Origin of the sequence: Ruegeria aquimaris (assembly GCF_025751555.1) — a bacterium.
Classification (GTDB): domain Bacteria; phylum Pseudomonadota; class Alphaproteobacteria; order Rhodobacterales; family Rhodobacteraceae; genus Ruegeria_B; species Ruegeria_B aquimaris.
On sequence record NZ_JAOWLB010000018.1, the window covers coordinates 1 to 16,276 of the forward strand.

Annotated in this window: 15 protein-coding genes; 2 read left to right on the forward strand and 13 right to left on the reverse strand. The window is 61.2% G+C overall.

What is annotated here, in order from left to right; translation table 11 throughout:
• Positions 1 to 66: 66 nt before the first annotated feature.
• The gene (tnpB, locus tag OE747_RS19155; protein ID WP_263830113.1) at positions 67 to 240 is read right to left on the reverse strand and encodes an IS66 family insertion sequence element accessory protein TnpB; all 174 of its coding nucleotides are present in this window, start codon (positions 238 to 240) and stop codon (positions 67 to 69) included.
• Complete coding sequence (gene tnpA, locus OE747_RS19160) at positions 237 to 605, reverse strand: IS66-like element accessory protein TnpA (protein ID WP_263830114.1); 369 nt, start codon at positions 603 to 605, stop codon at positions 237 to 239. The genes tnpB and tnpA overlap by 4 nt, the downstream gene beginning before the upstream one ends.
• A gap of 20 nt (positions 606 to 625) precedes the next feature.
• Between tnpA and OE747_RS19165 the strand changes: the two genes are divergently transcribed.
• Positions 626 to 1,114 carry an efflux RND transporter permease subunit gene (locus tag OE747_RS19165; RefSeq protein WP_263830115.1) on the forward strand — a complete coding sequence of 163 codons (489 nt, stop codon included), beginning with the start codon at positions 626 to 628 and terminating at the stop codon, positions 1,112 to 1,114.
• Between the two features lie 150 nt (positions 1,115 to 1,264).
• Here OE747_RS19165 and OE747_RS19170 read toward each other — a convergent pair whose 3' ends face one another.
• From OE747_RS19170 to OE747_RS19220, 11 genes are read right to left on the reverse strand one after another with little or no spacing between them, the layout of a single operon-like run.
• Positions 1,265 to 2,104, reverse strand: a complete 840-nt coding sequence (locus tag OE747_RS19170; protein ID WP_263830116.1) for an FAS1-like dehydratase domain-containing protein — start codon at positions 2,102 to 2,104, stop codon at positions 1,265 to 1,267.
• Positions 2,105 to 2,114: 10 nt separating this feature from the next.
• Positions 2,115 to 3,278, reverse strand: coding sequence for an acyl-CoA dehydrogenase family protein (locus OE747_RS19175; RefSeq protein ID WP_263830117.1), 1,164 nt, complete (start codon positions 3,276 to 3,278; stop codon positions 2,115 to 2,117).
• A 4-nt stretch (positions 3,279 to 3,282) separates the two neighbouring features.
• Positions 3,283 to 4,077: a citryl-CoA lyase gene (locus OE747_RS19180; RefSeq protein ID WP_263830118.1), complete on the reverse strand. Its 795-nt coding sequence runs from the start codon at positions 4,075 to 4,077 to the stop codon at positions 3,283 to 3,285.
• Positions 4,077 to 4,991: an SDR family NAD(P)-dependent oxidoreductase gene (locus OE747_RS19185; protein WP_263830119.1), complete on the reverse strand. Its 915-nt coding sequence runs from the start codon at positions 4,989 to 4,991 to the stop codon at positions 4,077 to 4,079. Before OE747_RS19185 ends, OE747_RS19180 begins: the two co-directional genes overlap by 1 nt.
• Before the next feature lie 12 nt (positions 4,992 to 5,003).
• Positions 5,004 to 5,963: a hydroxymethylglutaryl-CoA lyase gene (locus OE747_RS19190; protein WP_263830120.1), complete on the reverse strand. Its 960-nt coding sequence runs from the start codon at positions 5,961 to 5,963 to the stop codon at positions 5,004 to 5,006.
• A 4-nt stretch (positions 5,964 to 5,967) separates the two neighbouring features.
• Positions 5,968 to 7,974 carry an acetyl/propionyl/methylcrotonyl-CoA carboxylase subunit alpha gene (locus tag OE747_RS19195; protein ID WP_263830121.1) on the reverse strand — a complete coding sequence of 669 codons (2,007 nt, stop codon included), beginning with the start codon at positions 7,972 to 7,974 and terminating at the stop codon, positions 5,968 to 5,970.
• Between the two features lie 9 nt (positions 7,975 to 7,983).
• The gene (locus tag OE747_RS19200; protein ID WP_404818341.1) at positions 7,984 to 9,591 is read right to left on the reverse strand and encodes an acyl-CoA carboxylase subunit beta; all 1,608 of its coding nucleotides are present in this window, start codon (positions 9,589 to 9,591) and stop codon (positions 7,984 to 7,986) included.
• A complete protein-coding gene (locus OE747_RS19205) occupies positions 9,588 to 10,979 on the reverse strand; it encodes a phenylacetate--CoA ligase family protein (RefSeq protein ID WP_263830123.1) in 1,392 nt (463 codons plus the stop codon). The genes OE747_RS19200 and OE747_RS19205 overlap by 4 nt, the downstream gene beginning before the upstream one ends.
• Positions 10,980 to 11,005: 26 nt before the next feature.
• Positions 11,006 to 12,166: an acyl-CoA dehydrogenase family protein gene (locus OE747_RS19210; RefSeq protein ID WP_263830124.1), complete on the reverse strand. Its 1,161-nt coding sequence runs from the start codon at positions 12,164 to 12,166 to the stop codon at positions 11,006 to 11,008.
• 9 nt (positions 12,167 to 12,175) lie between these two features.
• On the reverse strand, positions 12,176 to 12,955 hold the full coding sequence (locus tag OE747_RS19215) for an enoyl-CoA hydratase/isomerase family protein (protein ID WP_263830125.1): 780 nt from the start codon (positions 12,953 to 12,955) through the stop codon (positions 12,176 to 12,178).
• Positions 12,952 to 14,133: an acyl-CoA dehydrogenase family protein gene (locus OE747_RS19220; protein ID WP_263830126.1), complete on the reverse strand. Its 1,182-nt coding sequence runs from the start codon at positions 14,131 to 14,133 to the stop codon at positions 12,952 to 12,954. The genes OE747_RS19215 and OE747_RS19220 overlap by 4 nt, the downstream gene beginning before the upstream one ends.
• Positions 14,134 to 14,259: 126 nt before the next feature.
• Here OE747_RS19220 and OE747_RS19225 point away from each other — a divergent pair, with 126 nt between their 5' ends.
• Positions 14,260 to 16,260, forward strand: coding sequence for an FAD-dependent oxidoreductase (locus OE747_RS19225; protein ID WP_263830127.1), 2,001 nt, complete (start codon positions 14,260 to 14,262; stop codon positions 16,258 to 16,260).
• Positions 16,261 to 16,276 lie beyond the last annotated feature (16 nt).

The window sequence follows — 16,276 nt, forward strand, 5'->3', positions numbered from 1 at the left end:
CCGGTTCGCAAACCAGGCTGCATCGAGCTCCTGCTCAAGGGAAACCCTTCCTCACTGCAGACTTTTTCAGCGGCCTGTTAGCCGATCACCTTTGCGCCCCCGGAACGCGAAGACCGCGCCGCTCGCGGGCTTCTGGCGCAGCACGTCCTGCGCTAGAGCGGATAGCCCTGCAATCCCCTTCCTCATGTCGGTCGCGCCACAAGCAAGGTAGACGCGGACCCCGGTGCCTGGGCCGATCATGCGGCATCCACCGCCCGGATCAGCCGGGTCAGGGCCTCGCCATCCATGCTGCTGTCGAAACGGAGGCAGCGACCATTGGCAAGTCGTAGTTCCACAAGGACCGGCCGAGACGGCGTAGGGGATTGTGCGGGTTCGGACATTGCGCCGAAATCAACCGGTAGGAAAACCGCCCCGCGATCCGGTGACCACAGCCCCTTCTTCCTCAGGTCACGGCGCCAGCCGTAGATCTGCGACCGCGTGAGCTCGTATCTTTGGGCAACCTGCGTGACCGAGGCCCCGCCAACACCCACCTCAAGCAAGATCTCGAGCTTCTCATCGTCACTCCACCGCCGGCGTCGCTCAACGCCCAGAACTTCGCCCAGCATGGCCTCTCCCGCTAAGACACGTGCATAATACGTCTTTATGCACGTGTCTTAGCGCGCCCTGCCTTCGTCAGGCAGGCGGCCTCAATCGGGCCGTTACTTATCAGTCGTTCATGACGCCGCTTGTGGCGATGGCCGCTGTTCCTTTGGGGATGATCGGCGTATTCCCCGGCCACTGGATCATGGGGGCCGATTTTTCAGCCACCTCGATGGTTGGGATCATTGCGTTGGCCGGGGTGGCGATCCGCAGCTCGCTTCTGATCATCGACTTTATCCGTGAAAACCAGAGCCAGGGCATGGCGCTGCAGGAGGCGGCCTATCAGGCCGGAGTCGTCCGGGCGCGCCCGATCCTTCTGACCACGCTTGCCGTCATCCTCGGCTCGGCCATCATGCTGACCGACCCGGTGTTTGGCGGGCTTGCGATCAGCCTGATCTTTGGAACCGGCGTGTCTTCGGCGCTCACGATCATCATCGTGCCAGTGCTTTATTATCGGGTAAAAAAGAACGGTTGAAAACTGAAACCCTTGATCGGTCCGAAGCCGCCGCAGGACCCGCAACGCAAGGTCGATCTGACCCGCAGCCAGTGGTATCTGTGCAATCGAGCAAGAGGGGATAGCCCTCATTCCCGACCCGACGCCTTCAGATGGCCCAACCAAGTCCGACTACATATCTGAAAAGTCAGCCGAGAAACTGCGCAGGCCTGTTTGGTCCTGGCACCAGACCGTTCCACCGGCGTCGGTTTTGAGGCTGTGCAGTTGCAATTCGCAGGGCAGGGTGAGCGGCGCGAGTCCGCGGAACGAAAACCGGTTGGGCGATGTTTTCAACGCATCCGCCGCCAGATTCAGAAGCAGCGTGGCCTGCAAGGGGCCATGCACAACAAGCCCGGAATAGGCTTCGGTTTCGGTGGCGTAGATGTGGTCATAGTGAATGCGATGGGCATTGAACGTCAGTGCCGAATAGCGAAACAGCAGAACAGGATCCGGGGTCAGGATCGATCTGAGCGTGGCGGGGTCACCCGCGTCAGGTGCGCTCTCGACCGTCCGAGGGGCGGAAATTTCACGATAAACGATCGTTTGCTGCTCCCGGATACAAAGCCGGTTGCCACTCAGATACTCATGTTCGACGATCACAAAGACCAATGGTCCACTGCGGCCCTGCTTGGCCACAGTATCCCTGATCGACGAGCGGCGGGTGATGGTTTCGCCGGTTTTCAGCGGCGCGATATGCGTAACATCGCCGCCAGCCCACATGCGGGCGGGCAGCGGAACAGGGGGCAGAAATCCACCTCTCGCGGCATGGCCGTCTTCTGACAGGGCGGCAGCTGGCACGGTATCAAGGGCAATGCACCAATGAATCCCCAGCGGGACATCGCCCGCTCCGTCCCAAAGATGCGGACCGAGCGTGGCGCGGAATTTGTCGATCAACCCCTGCGTCAGAACATCTTCCTTGGTCTCGGTGCGTCCCAGCCAGGGCGCCAGCGCGTCAAGGTCGATCTCACCCATGTTTCTGGCCTCAGAAGGATCGTGGCATGCCGAGGATATGCTCGCCGACATAGGACAGGATCAGGTTAGTCGAGATCGGGGCCACCTGATACAGCCGGGCCTCGCGGAATTTGCGCTCGACATCGTATTCCCGCGCGAACCCGAAGCCGCCATGGGTCTGGATGCAGGCATTGGCCGCTTCCCAGCTGGCCTCCGAAGCCAGCAGCTTGGCCATATTCGCCTGCGCTCCGCAATCCAGCCCGGCATCGAACCGCCTGCAGGCTTCAAAGCGCATCAGATTGGCGGCCTCGATGTTCACATAGGACCTGGCGATAGGAAATTGCACGCCCTGGTTCTGGCCGATGGGACGGTCAAAGACCACGCGGTCGCCGGCATAGGCGCGGGCCTTGTCAACGAACCAGTATCCATCACCGATACATTCCGCCGCAATCAGGGTCCGTTCGGCATTCAGCCCGTCGAGGATATGGTAGAACCCGCGCCCTTCGGTGCCGATCAGGTTTTCCGCCGGAATCTCCAGATTGTCAAAGAACAGCTCGTTGGTCTCGTGCCCGGGCATATTGGCGATGGGGCGAACCTCCATGCCGTTGCCGACGGCCTCTTTCAGATCGACCATGAAGATCGACAGGCCCTGCGACTTTTTCTTGACCTCGCTCAGCGGCGTGGTGCGGGCCAGAAGGATCATCAGGTCAGAATGCTGGATACGGCTGATCCAGACCTTCTGGCCATTGATCTCATACCGGTCACCCTTCTTGACCGCGGTGGTCTTCAGTTTGGTGGTGTCCGTGCCGGTTGTGGGTTCGGTCACGGCCATGGATTGCAGGCGCAGATCGCCGCTGGCGATACCGGGCAGGTATTTCTGCTTCTGCTCGTCCGACCCATGCCGTAGAAGCGTGCCCATGTTGTACATCTGCCCGTGGCAATGGCCGGCATTGCCGCCGCCGCGATTGACCTCTTCCATGATGATCGAGGCCTCGGTCAGGCCAAGGCCCGAGCCGCCATATTCCTCGGGGATCATCGCGGCAAGCCAGCCCTCGCGGGTCAGGGCCTCGACAAACTCTTCAGGATAGGTTTCGTCCGCGCCATGCTGGCGGTGGTATTCAGGCGGGAACTGCGCGCAAAGTGCGCGCAGCGCGTCGCGCAGATCGTTATGGGTGTCGGGTGCCGAGGTTTGCATATTCTCAAGGCGTCCCCGGCCCGCTGGTTTCCAGGATTTCCTCTTCAACCCTCTGCCAGATGTCATAGGAAATCGGATTTTCGCTTTCCTCCAGGATATGACCGACCAGCCCGATGGACCGGGCCATCACGCCAAAGCCGCGCACGATCTTCCAAGGGAAGCCGAATTCACAGCAGATCGCGCCAATCGCGCCGGTGGCGTTGATCGGCAGCATCTTGCCCGATTTCGCCTCGGCCACCTCCTGAATTTTCTGGATCAGCGCGATATATTCGCCCAATTTGCCGTTTTCGGCCGCGATCTGAAACAGTCGCGGAGTGCGCGGATCAACCGGTTTGTGCACCGGATGGCCCAGACCGGGCACGATGGCGCGGCGGGCGCGGAACTTCTCGACCGTTTCCAGCGCGATCGCATCCAAATCCGCGCCGGTGTCCAGCTTGTCCTGCGGCAGCGCCGCGTAAAGCATCTTCGACGCGCCCTCCATCGAGCCGACAAAGACCGTGCCCAGCCCACAAAGCCCGGCAGCCACAGCGGCCTGGAGCGATTCCGGCGCGCCCATATAGGTCATGCGCGCCGCGATAGCCGACGGCGTGATGCCATGTTCGACCAGCGTGATGACGATGGCGTTGAACACCCGGCTTTCCTCGGGCGTGGCTTTGCGACCGGTCAGTTGCAGAAACGCCAGATCGCCCAGGTTCATGTGGCCCAGGATCTCGCTCGGCAGGTCCAGCCCTCGCACGCTGATCCTGTCGGCGGTGCTCCAGGCGATGTCGGAGGTCAGTTTGTCCTTGCGTTTTCCCATCAGACCGGATCCCACGAAAAGACGTCCGCCGATACTTCGAGCGGCGTGAATTGCGATTTGATCGCAGGAATAGCGCGCTCGGCGATTTCATCGGCGGTCCAGCCGTCGCCGGAATGGACCGAGCGCACCGGGCGGGGCTGGTTAAACAGGAAAATCTCGTTGTTGCGCACCGCAAAGATCTGTCCGCTGACACCCTCGGCCTTGTCGGACATCAGGAAACAGGCCATCGGCGCCACCTTGGCCGGTGTCATCTGTTTCAGCTTTTCGACCCGGGCCACCTGTTCCGGGGTGTCAGTCTTGATAGACGAGATCATCCGGCTCCAGGCGAAGGGTGCGATGCAGTTCGAACGCACGTTCCAACGCTTGAGGTCCAGCGCCACCGATTTCGAGAAGGCCGCGATGCCCAGCTTTGCCGCCGCATAGTTGGCCTGGGCCAAGTTGCCGATCAGTCCCGAGGTCGAGGTCATGTGCACCAGAGCGCCGCCTTCCTGTTCGCGGAAATAATCCGCCGCAGCACGGCTGGTGTTGAAGGCGCCGTAAAGATGAACCTTCACGACTGCGTCGAAATCCTCGTAGGTCATCTTGTGGAAGAACCCGTCGCGCAGGATGCCGGCGTTGTTCACAACGGCGTCGATGCGGCCGAATTCCTTGACCCCGGCTTCGATCATCGCGCGGGCGGCATCGGGATCAGTGACCGAGCCGCCATCAGCAATAGCATCGCCCCCTGCGGCCCTGATTTCTTCGACGACTTTCTGCGCCGCAGTTTCGGTCTGACCGGTGCCTTTCAGCGATGCGCCCAGATCATTGACAACCACCGCAGCGCCTTCCGCCGCAGCCATCAGCGCAATATCACGCCCGATACCGCCACCCGCGCCGGTGACAAGAACAACCTTGCCGTCAAGTGCTTTTGTCATCTTCTTCCCTCCTCAGCTTGCGTTACGGTATTTGTCCAACCCGCCGGTATGCATGACCCGGCCCATGAGCGGCACGCCGATGATCTCTTCCGCTTTGACCGCCGCTGCGATCAGCTTGTCCAGATCAATGCCGGTTTCGATGCCGAGCTCGTGACACAGGAACACCGCATCCTCGGTGCAGACATTTCCTGCGGCCCGCGCGTGGCCGTGGCCCGCGAAAGGACAGCCACCAAGACCGGCGACCGAGCTTTCGAACATGTCAACACCCATCGACAGGGCCGCATGGACATTTGCGATGCCAAGTCCACGCGTGTCATGGATGTGCATACCGATGCGCGCCTCGGGCGCCATCTCGCGCAGCGCGCCGATCATGCGTTTGACTGCCTCGGGGTTCCCCCAGCCCATTGTGTCGGCGACCACGAGGATCGGCACGGGGATGTCCTCTTCCTCGCACAATTGCAGAATGAACCGGAAATCGTCCAGAATGCGCTCTTGCGGGATTTCGCCCTCGTAGTTGCAGCCGAAGGCGGTCATCACATAGGCTGCATCGACGGTATAGCCCTCTTCCTTGTAAAGGCGCACCCAGTCGCGTTGTTTTTCCCGCATTTCGGCGGACGAGCAGTTGTTGTTGGCTTGGGCAAACTTTTCGGAAGGATAGAACAACAAGCGCGGGTCGATATCGACCTCATGCGCCGTCAGCGCCTTGCGAAACCCTTTGTCGTTCAGCCACAGAGAGGTGTAATTCACGCCCGGCTTGCGCTTGATACGCTGGAACAACTCTCCGGTGTCTGCCATCTGCGGCACGTATTTCGGGCTGACGAAACTGCCGACCTGAATGCGCTTCAGACCGGTTTCGCTGAGCATGTCGATCAGTTCGATCCGCTCTTCGATCGGATAGATCTTTTTTTCGATCTGGAATCCCTCGCGCGGGCCTTCCTCGCGGAATTCGACGAATTTGGGAAAGTCGCTCATTTGGTCACTCCTCAAATGGCAGAATCTCGGCGATGACCTGGCCGCGGTCGACCATGTCCCCATTCGAGACGGTGATATTGGTGGCGATGCCGGCAGCTGCTGCGCGGATCGAGATTTCAAGTTTCATGGATTCCATGACGGCGACGATGTCGCCTTCGGAAACGGATTGTCCCTCAGTGACCTTGACCTCGACAATCATACCGGTGAGCGGGGATGCCACGGCGCGATCCGCCACCGCGTCTGCGCCCGCGAAATCAAGCGGTGCGGCCGGATGAAAGACCAGGCGGCCTTCGGGCGTATCCATTTCGATCACACCGGCATGCAGCCGGGCGTCGATCACGAAGACTGCATCGCCTTCGCCAAAGCGCCAGCGGCCTGGTGCGATTTCCCGTGCACTCAGGGTGATAGCGGCACCATCTTCCGCCAAAACGGTGTATCGGTGTCCGGGTTTGACTGGGCCCACACGCAGTTCTTCCGAGACACCATCCGCGCCCGTCAGCGTCACGCGCTGTCCCGCTTCGAGAGCGTCGCCGCCAAGACCCAACCGCCAGCCCGTGAAGGTGTCGCGATTGGCCCATGGTTCGGCCGCCGCATCCTGCCGTCCCGCAGCCACGAACAGCGTCGCGGCCGCTGATTTCCACAGCGCGGGCCGGGCAGGGGGGACAGGTTGCGTCAGCGCGTCGATGCGGCCGTCGATCCAGCGGGTGTGCACCTGCATCTTTTCAAAATCGGGGTCGCGGGCCAGCGCGCTCAGAAAGGACCGGTTGGTTTCGACACCTTCGACCGCGACATGGTCAAGCGCGGTGGCCAGACGTGCCAGTGCAGTTTCCCGATCGGACGCGTGTACGATCAGCTTAGCGATCATCGGGTCGTAGTAGGGCGTGACGGCATCGCCTTCCTCGACGCCGCTGTCGATACGCAGGCCCGACGGCAGGCTGAGCGTTGTCAAGGTGCCGGTCGAGGGGGCGAAATGCATCGCTGGATCTTCGGCATAGAGCCGCGCTTCGACCGCGTGTCCGTTGATCTTGAGGTCGTCCTGCACCAGCCCGAGGCCCGCGCCTTCGGCAATGCGCAGGTGAAGCGCGACAAGGTCCAGCCCGGTGATCGCTTCGGTGACGGGATGTTCTACCTGAATGCGCGGGTTCACCTCAAGAAAGAAATATTCGTCCCCCGCGACCAGAAATTCGACCGTACCCAGCCCGCGATAATCCAGCGTTTCGCCCAAGCGCACCGCGTCATGCGCGATCTCGTCCAGCAGTGTCCGGGGCAGGCCCCAGGCCGGTGCCTCTTCGATGACCTTCTGGTGACGACGCTGAAGCGTGCAATCGCGTTCGAACAGATGCACCACATGGCCCTTGCCGTCGCCTGCGATCTGCACTTCGACATGGCGCGCCTCGGGTAGGAAACGTTCCAGCAAGAGCCCTTCGGAACCGAAGGTTGATTTCGCCTCGCGCAGCGCGCCCTCGATGTCTTCTGTCAGCGTGGCTTCGTCGGTCACCAGCCGCTGGCCGCGCCCGCCACCGCCACCGACCGCCTTCAAAAGGACCGGCAGGCCCATCTTGCGCACCTCGGTGGCAATTTCGGTCGGGTCGGACCGTGCGCCTTCGGCGCCCGAGATCACCGGCACGCCAGCGGCCACAGCCGCGTCCTTGGCGCTGGCCTTGTCACCGAAACGTTCCAGCGTTTCCGGTGTCGGCCCCATGAAGGTCATGCCAGCGGCCTCGACGGCGCGGGCAAAGTCGGGGTTCTCGGCCAGGAATCCGTAGCCGGGATGAATTGCATCCGCGCCCACCGAGCGCGCGGCATCGATCACCGCGTCGGTCTTCAGGTAACTTTCGGAGGCCGGTCCGCCGCCGATACAGACGGATTGGCCGATCTCACGGACATGAAGGGCATTGGCGTCCGCCACGGAATGTACGCCCACAGGAGCAATGCCACTGGCCCGCGCGGTGCGCGCGATCCGGCAGGCAATTTCGCCGCGGTTGGCAATGAGAAGCGTCTTGATCTTCATGGCTCGCCCTCACATCCTGAACACGCCAAAGTTGGTTTCGTCTTTGGGCCTGCGGGAGGTGACATCCAGCATCAACGCCATCACGTCGCGGGTTTCACAAGGCTCGATCACACTGTCGATCCAGAGGTTCGATGCGAAATTATAGGCGCCTTGGAAGTCTTCGTATTCCTTACGGATAGGAGCCTTGAATGCCTCCTCCTCCTCAGGCGTCCAGCTCTTGCCTTCGCGTTCGTTGATCTGCGCACGGACCTGCGCCAACACACTGGCGGCTTGTTCCGGCCCCATGATGGCTGCCCGGCCCGTAGGCCAGGCGAACATCGCGTCAGGCTGGAACGGGCGGCCCAGCATGGCCAGATACCCCGCCCCGTAAGAACCGCCGGTTATGATCGTGAACTTTGGCACCCGGGCCGAGGACATAGCGGTGATCATCTTGGCACCCGCCTTGGCGATGCCCATCTGCTCGACTTCACGGCCCACCATGAAGCCATTCACGTCGGCTAGGAACAGCAAGGGAATGTCACGCTGCACGCAGAGATTAATGAAATGTGTGGCCTTCAGTGCGGCCTCGACGAAAAGCACGCCGGTATTGGCAAGGATGCCGACCTCGTGGCCATGGATGCGGCCCCAACCGGTCATGAGCGTGTCGCCGTAAAGCGGCTTGAACTCGTGAAAATTGCTCTCATCGACCAACCGAGCCACGATTTCGCGGTTGTCGGTCGGTACCTTGGGGTCGCGGCTGATGAGTCCATAAATCTCTTCGACCGGGTAGGCGGGCGCACGGGGCGCTTCGGGCGTCTTGCGGGGTTGGGGTTTTTCGCCAAGATGGCTGACAATTTCGCGCGTGATGGCCAGAGCATGGGCGTCATCTTCAGCCAAATGGTCGGTCACGCCGGAGACGGACGAATGCATCTTGCCGCCACCCAGTGTCTCGGCGTCAACCTTTTCGCCTGTCGCGGCAAAAGTCAGTTCCGGCCCGCCCAGATACATGAAGCCTTGGCCGCGCACGATCACAATCTCATCGCAGAGCGCGGGAATATAGGCACCGCCAGCGGTGCAGGGGCCCATGACCACGGCGATCTGCGGGATACCATCGCCTGACATCCCAACCTGCTGGTGAAAGATCGAACCGAACTGGCCTTCATCGGGAAAGATGTTTTCTTGGTCCGGAAGGAAAGCACCGCCGGAATCGACGAGCGTGATGACCGGAAGGCGGTTTTTCCAGGCGAACTTCTGGGCGCGCACATGTTTGCGAGATGTCATGCCGAAATAGGTGCCACCCTTAACGGTGGCATCATTGGCGATGATCATGCACTGGCGGCCCTCGATCACGCCAATTCCGGTGATGATGCCGGCACCCGGGGGCACACCATCATATTGGTTCAGCCCGGCAAGCTCTCCGACTTCAAGAAAGGGCGTGCCGGGATCGATCAGCCGTTCGATCCTTTCACGCGGCAGGATCTTGCCTTTCTTCACATGCCGTTCGCGTGCCTTTTCGGGGCCCCCGACGCGTTGGGTCAAGCGAAGGGCGTGCAGTTCGGCAATCTTTGCGCGATACTGCGCGTCGTTTTCCCGGAAGTCATTAGACCCGGTGTCAAGAAGGGATTTCATTCGTGTCATGGCAGGTCGGGATATTCTCTCAGAACGAAGGCGACTTTAGCAGCACCGGGTTTTTCGAAAGTGTCGGGCGCGACCAGGTGAACGTCAGCCTTGAAGACAAGGGAATCGCGCAGGCGCTGCTCGATTTTTTTCTTCAGCGCGGGATCATCGACCGGATCGCGACCGGGACCGCGTTCGACGATCACGATCAGCGCGCCCTGTGTCGTGTGGCCTTCGAAATCGGCCACGATGCGCATGACACCGTTGGTTTCAGGCACCATCTCGGTGATCACGCTGTTGATTGCGGACGGAAAGACATTGGCCCCGCGAACGATCAGCATGTCATCCGTGCGCCCGGTGCAACGGATCTTGGGGCCGGTGCGGCCGCAGGAACATTCAGTGTCGATGACCTCGATGTAGTCGCCTGACCGGAACCGCACCAACGGGCTGGCCTGGCGGCCAAGCGCGGTATAGATCATCTCGCCCTCGGCACCCTTTTCCCAGGGGATGATCTTGCCGGTCTCGGGATCAAGAAGCTCGGTGATGATATAGTCCATGTTGACCATGTGCATTCCCGTCTGGGTGTCGCATTCGGCCCAGTAGGTTACGCCCAGATCGGTGCCACCCAGCATCTCGGTGCATTTTGCGCCCCAGGCCTTTTCGATCTTGGCGCGGATCGAGGGGATGCCGCCGCCCGGTTCACCGCCCACGATCACGCGTTCGACTCCCAGTTCGCTGGCCTTGCAGCCCAGCACTTCGGGCGCTATCTCTGCCAGGTGCAGCACGAAATTCGGGGCACCGACGATGCAGCGCGGACGGGTGTCGGCGCAGGCGCGCAGCAGCCGCTCGGCACCACCATCGGCCCCGACCGGCACGTCGATCGCGCCCATGTATTGCAGGCCTTGGACAACGGGAATGCCGCCAACAAAACCCTTGGCCAGCGAAAACGCATGCAGGGCCATATCGCCTGGCCGCACACCGTTGGCAAAGAAACAGCGTGCCGTCATCTCGTGCCACATCTCGGCGTCGCTTTCGGTCAGGGCCACATAGGACGGGCTGCCTGTCGTACCAGACGATGCCTGCATCTGGATGATATCGGCCATCGCTGCGGCCCGGTGCTTGCCGAAGGGCGGTTCCGCAGCCAAGCTCTCGCGGATCTCGGTCTTGTAGGTATAGGGCAGTTTCTGCAGGTCCTCGATGGTGCGGGTATCGTCGAATTCCACACCGGCCTCGGCGAACTTTTCCTGATAGAAGGTCGAGTTCGCCTTGAGATAGGCCATCTGATCGCGCAGCCGCTCTTCCTGAATGCGGCGCACCTCGTCGAGCGGTGTGCCCTCGATCGTGTGCCAGAAGCGATCATTTACCTTGTCGGCGGCATCCTCCCGCCGGAAGCGCATTCCGAATTGCATGTCGTTCTCCATGTCGGGCAGAGCGATCAATAAGACCGCGGCAGACCCATGACCTTTTCGCCGATGAAGCTGAGGCACAGCTCGCGGTTCACGGGCGCCGTGCGCAACAAGCGCACCAGCGGGTACATCTCGTATAGTCCCGTATCCTCGGTGAATCCCGATCCGCCATGCGCCTGAAGCGCGGCGTCCACGGCTTCGATCCCGGCTTCGGCGGCGGCATATTTGGCCATGTTTGACGACGCCCCTGCCGGCAGTTTGTTGTCAAACTCCCATGCCGCACGCCGGGTCATGAGGCTGGCCATTTCGATGGCTGTATGAGCCTTGGCCATCGGGTGCTGCACGCCTTGGTGCGCACCGATGGGTTGGCCGAAAACATTGCGCTCAGACGCGTAACTCACGCCCTTGTTCAGCGCGAAGCGGCCGATACCGCAGCACAAGGCGGCAAGGATGATGCGCTCGGGATTGAGACTGTCGAAAAGGATCGAAAAGCCTTCGTCCACTTCGCCGACGATATCCTCGGGGCCCAGATCGACCTCGTCGAAGAACAGGGTCCACTGTTCCTCGGGCAGGGGGATCGAAATCTTCACCCGCTGCTTGTCGACGCCCTTTTTCTTCAGATCCACGGCGAACAGGGTAAAGCCGTCAGTCTTGCGGCTGACTTCGGTGTGCGGCTTGGTGCGTGCGACCACGAGGCAGTAATCGGACACTTCAGCCCCGGTGATAAAGGTCTTTTCCCCCGACAGGCTGAACCGGTTGCCATTACGCTTGGCCAGTGTCGTGGCTTTCATCGTATTCGATCCGGCGCCCGGTTCTGTGATAGCAAAACAGAACTGGATATCACCGCGGCAGGCGGCCGGCAGCAGTTCTTTCTTGTGGAATTCGCTCCCGTGGCTGGCGATATGGGCCAGCGACATGGTCGGGCCGACCACCATCATCAAAAGCGGAATGCCGTGATTGGCGGTGCCTTCCATGAACAGGGCCATTTCGGTCATGCCAAGGCCCGCACCACCGAATTCTTCGGGCACCATGATCCCGAGGAAGCCGTCATCGGCGATCTGGCGGAACATTTCGTGCGGAAACTCGTGCTTGCGCGCGTGTCTCAGCCAGTAATCGTTGTCGAACTTTTGCGCCAGCTGGCCGCCATACTCGTAAATCTGGCGTTGTTCGTCGTTCAAAGTGAAATCCATGTTCTGTCCTCAGGCCTTGAATCTGGGGGCGCGCCGGTTCTCGAATGCGTCGAGGCCCTCGGCCACGTCATCGCTGGGCAGTGCACGCACCGCGGCATCGCGCTCAAGCCGCATCTGCTGGTCGATACCAAGGTCCGCGCCTTCGCGCGCCAACCGCTTCATCTCGGCAACGCCGGGACGTGAACGGGTGGCGATTTTCTCGCAGTATTCCAGGGCCACCTTGTGCAGATCTGCATCCGGCACGATGTAGTTGACCAGCCCGGCCTCTTTGGCTTCATCAGCCTTGAGCCAGCGGGCCGAGAACATCAGGTCGAGCGCCCGTCGCAGACCCATCAACCGTGTCAGCCGCTGCGAGCCACCCCAACCGGGAATCAGCCCGAATTGCGCGTGCTGATCGCCAAACTGGGCGCTTTCGGCCGCGAAACATACATCGCATGCCAGCATCAGTTCGATCCCGCCGGCCAGACACAACCCCTGCACTGCCACCACGACAGGGAGGGAGGAGGTTTCGAGCGCACGCAGGTTTTCCATGCCAAAGGCGATGAAATGGTCCAGCGCGACGGGATCGTTCAATTTACCTTTCACTTCCACCAGATCGGCGCCGGTGCAAAAGTTCTTGCCTTGCGCCCGGATCAGGATCGCCCGAATATCCGGGTTCGCCTCGAATTCCGACCGCGCAGCAGAAATGCGCTCATGCACGTCAAGTGACAGGCAATTGAATTTCTCGGGGCGGGCAAGTTCGATGATGCCGGTGTTGCCCTCGGAAGTGACGAGGATGGGGCCGCTCATTTGGCGGCTCCCTTCGCCTTCTTGTCATACTGCAGCGCCATGCGACCGACCTTCTCGCGGGCGATCACCAGCTTCTGGATCTGCGCGGTGCCGTCACCGATCTGCAAGCCGAGCACATCGTTGTAGCGCTGGTGGTGGGGCAGGTCGGTGGTGTAGCCGTAATGTCCGTGCAGGATCAGGCACTGGTGCAGGATCTCGCAGGCGGTTTTGGGCAGGTACCATTTGCACATGGCGGCCTGAGAGGTGTGGGGCAGGCCACGGTCGCGCAGGTCCAGCGTGTAATAGCAAAGCTGGCGCATCATGGTCAGTTGGGTCTCGGCCTCGGCCAGGGGAAAGCTGACACCCTGATACTGCACGATCGGGGCTCCGAATGCCTCGCGCTCCTGAACGTAGGCCCAGGTTTCATCCACCGACGCTTGCGCGGCCCCCAGACACTCCAGCCCGATCAGTGCGCGGGAATAGTCAAAGCCCGCCATGATCGTGCCAAAGGCACGATCCTGTTCCGCCATCATGTTTTCGGCCGGTACGAAAACATCGTCAAAGAACACCGACCCGCGCCCGACAGGCTTGGTGCCGATGTCGTCAAAATGGGTGCGCTTGATGCCTTCCTGGTTCAGGTCGACGAAAAAGGCGCTGACCCCGCGTGAGCCGCCGTCAGGATCGCCGGTACGGGCAAAGACTACCGCCGCATCCGCCTGACTGGCAAAACTCATGGATGTCTTCTCGCCGTTCAGCCGCCAGCCGTTGCCGGATTTCTCGGCCTTGAGAATCAGGTTCGCCGCATCCGAACCGCCACGCGGCTCGGTCAGGCCCAGACCGATGACGGCATCGCCGGATACGACCTTGGGCACCCATTCGGAGGCAATTTCTCTGGAGGCGTGCTTGGCAACCATCCCCCCCATGAGTGAGCCTAGAAGCTGCACATAGCTTGCGTTGAAATCGGCATAGGCGATCTCTTCGACAATAAGGCCTGCGGTGACAGAGCTCTCGCCGAGCCCGCCGAACTCTTCCGGCAAATCAGGCGCGATTAGGCCCAGTTCGCCCATCTCCTTGATCAGCGCACGGTCGAATGTATGGCCACTGGCGCGTTTTTGATATGTGGGCGCAAGCTTTTCAGTTGCGAAGCGCTTTGCGGTTTCGCGAAACGCTTTTTGATCGTCTGTAGGCTGGAATTGCACGGGTACTCCTCCCCATGAGCGAAAATTTTCTTTCCAAAAATCTAACAAATGTTAGAATGCAGATCAAGCGTAGTTTTGAGGAGGATGCCCACAGTGGGAAATAAGCCAACGGAGAGCTTTGGGACCATGCTCTCGCCCATCCGCGCAGGCCAGCATACATTGCGAAATCGTGTCATCATGGGGTCGATGCACACGCGATTGGAAACCGAGCCTGACGGCATAGCTAAACAGATCGCTTTTTACTCTGAGCGGGCGCGGGGGGAGGCGGCGATTCTGGTCACCGGCGGGTTTTCGCCCAATGCCGAGGGCATATTCGATCCCGAAGGTCCGCGAATCGATGACCCGGAAGAAGCGCTTAGCCTGCGCCCGATCTGCGAGGCGGTGCAGGCCGAAGGCAGCCTGATCTGTGCCCAGATTTTGCATGCTGGCCGGTATGCAAAGATCGAAGGTTGCGTCGCGCCGTCACCGATTCGGTCTCCGATCAACCGGTTCATCCCGCGTGAAATGACCGAAGCCGACATTCTCCGTACCATCGAGGATTTTGCCGTGGCGGCCGCCAATGCGCAGGCCGCAGGCTTTGATGGCGTCGAGATTATGGGGTCCGAAGGGTATCTTCTCAACGAATTCACTGTCACACATACCAACAAGCGTGACGATGCGTGGGGCGGCAGCGCCGAAAACCGGCACCGCTTCCCGGTCGAGATCGTGCGTGCCGTACGCGACCGCTGCGGGCCGGATTTTCTGATTATCTACCGGATCTCGGCCGCCGATCTTGTCGAGGGCGGCGCACCTGCGGACGAAATCGCCGCGCTGGCCTGCAAGATCGAGGCGGCGGGTGCGGATATTCTGAACACCGGCATTGGCTGGCACGAGGCGCGCGTGCCGACGATTGCCTATCCGGTGCCGCGCGGTGCCTGGCGTAAGGCGGCAGCCAACGTGAAAGCGGCCGTGTCGATCCCGGTGGTCGCCTCGAACCGGATCAACACACCCCAGATTGCCGAAGACATACTTGCCTCTGGCGATGCGGACATGATCTCGATGGCGCGCCCGTTTCTGGCCGATCCGCATTTCGTGAAAAAGGCGCGCGAGGGCCGCGCGGACGACATCAACACCTGCATTGCCTGCAACCAGGCCTGTCTGGATTTCATCTTTTCGGACCGGCCGGTGGGATGCCTGGTCAATCCAAGGGCCGGGCGCGAAACAGAATTCCGGGACACGCCAACCGACGCGCCAAGGAAAGTGGCCGTCGTTGGCGGTGGTGCAGCTGGCATGGCGACAGCCGCCGAGGCGGCGCGGTTGGGCCACGCCGTCACGCTGTTCGAAGCGCAGGACAAGTTGGGCGGTCAGCTGAATCTGGCCCGCGCCGCACCAGGCAAGGGCGAATTCGACGAAACCTTGCGGTATTATGCCGGTCAGATGCAGAAACACGGGGTCACACAGTGTCTGGGACAGCAGGCAGAGGCGAGCGATCTTGACGGATTTGACCATGTGGTCATCGCCACCGGGGTCACGCCGCGCATTCCCGACCTGCCTGGTATCGACCATCCCAGCGTCGCGACCTACGCCGAAATTCTTTCCGGTGAACGCGTGGCGGGCGACCGTGTCGTCGTGATGGGGGCGGGGGGCATCGGTCATGATGTGGCCGAGTTCCTAGTGACCGAACCCGCCGAGACCGCCAACGCCGACGTCTTTTGCGAAACCTGGGGTGTGGATCCCGAGTTTGTCTCCTCGGGTGCCCTGGCGGGCGACCCTCTGGCACCGAAACCGTCGCGTCGCAAAGTTGTCATGCTGCAGCGCAAGACCGGGAAACCGGGCGCAGGGCTTGGTGTTTCGACAGGGTGGATCCTGCGCAACGCGCTGCGCAAACATGGGGTCGAGGCCATGGGCGGGGTGACCTATGAACGTATCGATTATGAGGGGCTGCACATCGTCGCGGACGGAAAGCCGACGGTCATGGCAGCCGATACAATTGTGCTGTGTACCGGTCAGGAACCGGAACGGGCCCTGGCCCAAGAGCTTGCCGCGCGCGGCGTCCCGGTTACGATGATCGGCGGGGCAAAGGAGGCCGCCGAACTCGATGCATTGCGCGCTATTGATGAGGGTGTGCGATTGGCGCAAAGTTTCTGAGAACCCAAGGAAGGAG

What these genes read in the sequence shown, in the direction of transcription:
- OE747_RS19180 (WP_263830118.1), bottom strand. Translation starts at nt 4,077, where the DNA reads ATGGGAAAACGCAAGGACAAACTGACCTCCGACATCGCCTGGAGCACC.
- OE747_RS19210 (WP_263830124.1), bottom strand. Translation starts at nt 12,166, where the DNA reads ATGGATTTCACTTTGAACGACGAACAACGCCAGATTTACGAGTATGGC.
- OE747_RS19195 (WP_263830121.1), bottom strand. Translation starts at nt 7,974, where the DNA reads ATGAAGATCAAGACGCTTCTCATTGCCAACCGCGGCGAAATTGCCTGC.
- OE747_RS19190 (WP_263830120.1), bottom strand. Translation starts at nt 5,963, where the DNA reads ATGAGCGACTTTCCCAAATTCGTCGAATTCCGCGAGGAAGGCCCGCGC.
- tnpB (WP_263830113.1), bottom strand. Translation starts at nt 240, where the DNA reads ATGATCGGCCCAGGCACCGGGGTCCGCGTCTACCTTGCTTGTGGCGCG.
- OE747_RS19200 (WP_404818341.1), bottom strand. Translation starts at nt 9,591, where the DNA reads ATGACACGAATGAAATCCCTTCTTGACACCGGGTCTAATGACTTCCGG.
- OE747_RS19215 (WP_263830125.1), bottom strand. Translation starts at nt 12,955, where the DNA reads ATGAGCGGCCCCATCCTCGTCACTTCCGAGGGCAACACCGGCATCATC.
- OE747_RS19185 (WP_263830119.1), bottom strand. Translation starts at nt 4,991, where the DNA reads ATGACAAAAGCACTTGACGGCAAGGTTGTTCTTGTCACCGGCGCGGGT.
- OE747_RS19225 (WP_263830127.1), top strand. Translation starts at nt 14,260, where the DNA reads ATGCTCTCGCCCATCCGCGCAGGCCAGCATACATTGCGAAATCGTGTC.
- OE747_RS19205 (WP_263830123.1), bottom strand. Translation starts at nt 10,979, where the DNA reads ATGCAATTCGGAATGCGCTTCCGGCGGGAGGATGCCGCCGACAAGGTA.
- OE747_RS19175 (WP_263830117.1), bottom strand. Translation starts at nt 3,278, where the DNA reads ATGCAAACCTCGGCACCCGACACCCATAACGATCTGCGCGACGCGCTG.
- tnpA (WP_263830114.1), bottom strand. Translation starts at nt 605, where the DNA reads ATGCTGGGCGAAGTTCTGGGCGTTGAGCGACGCCGGCGGTGGAGTGAC.
- OE747_RS19170 (WP_263830116.1), bottom strand. Translation starts at nt 2,104, where the DNA reads ATGGGTGAGATCGACCTTGACGCGCTGGCGCCCTGGCTGGGACGCACC.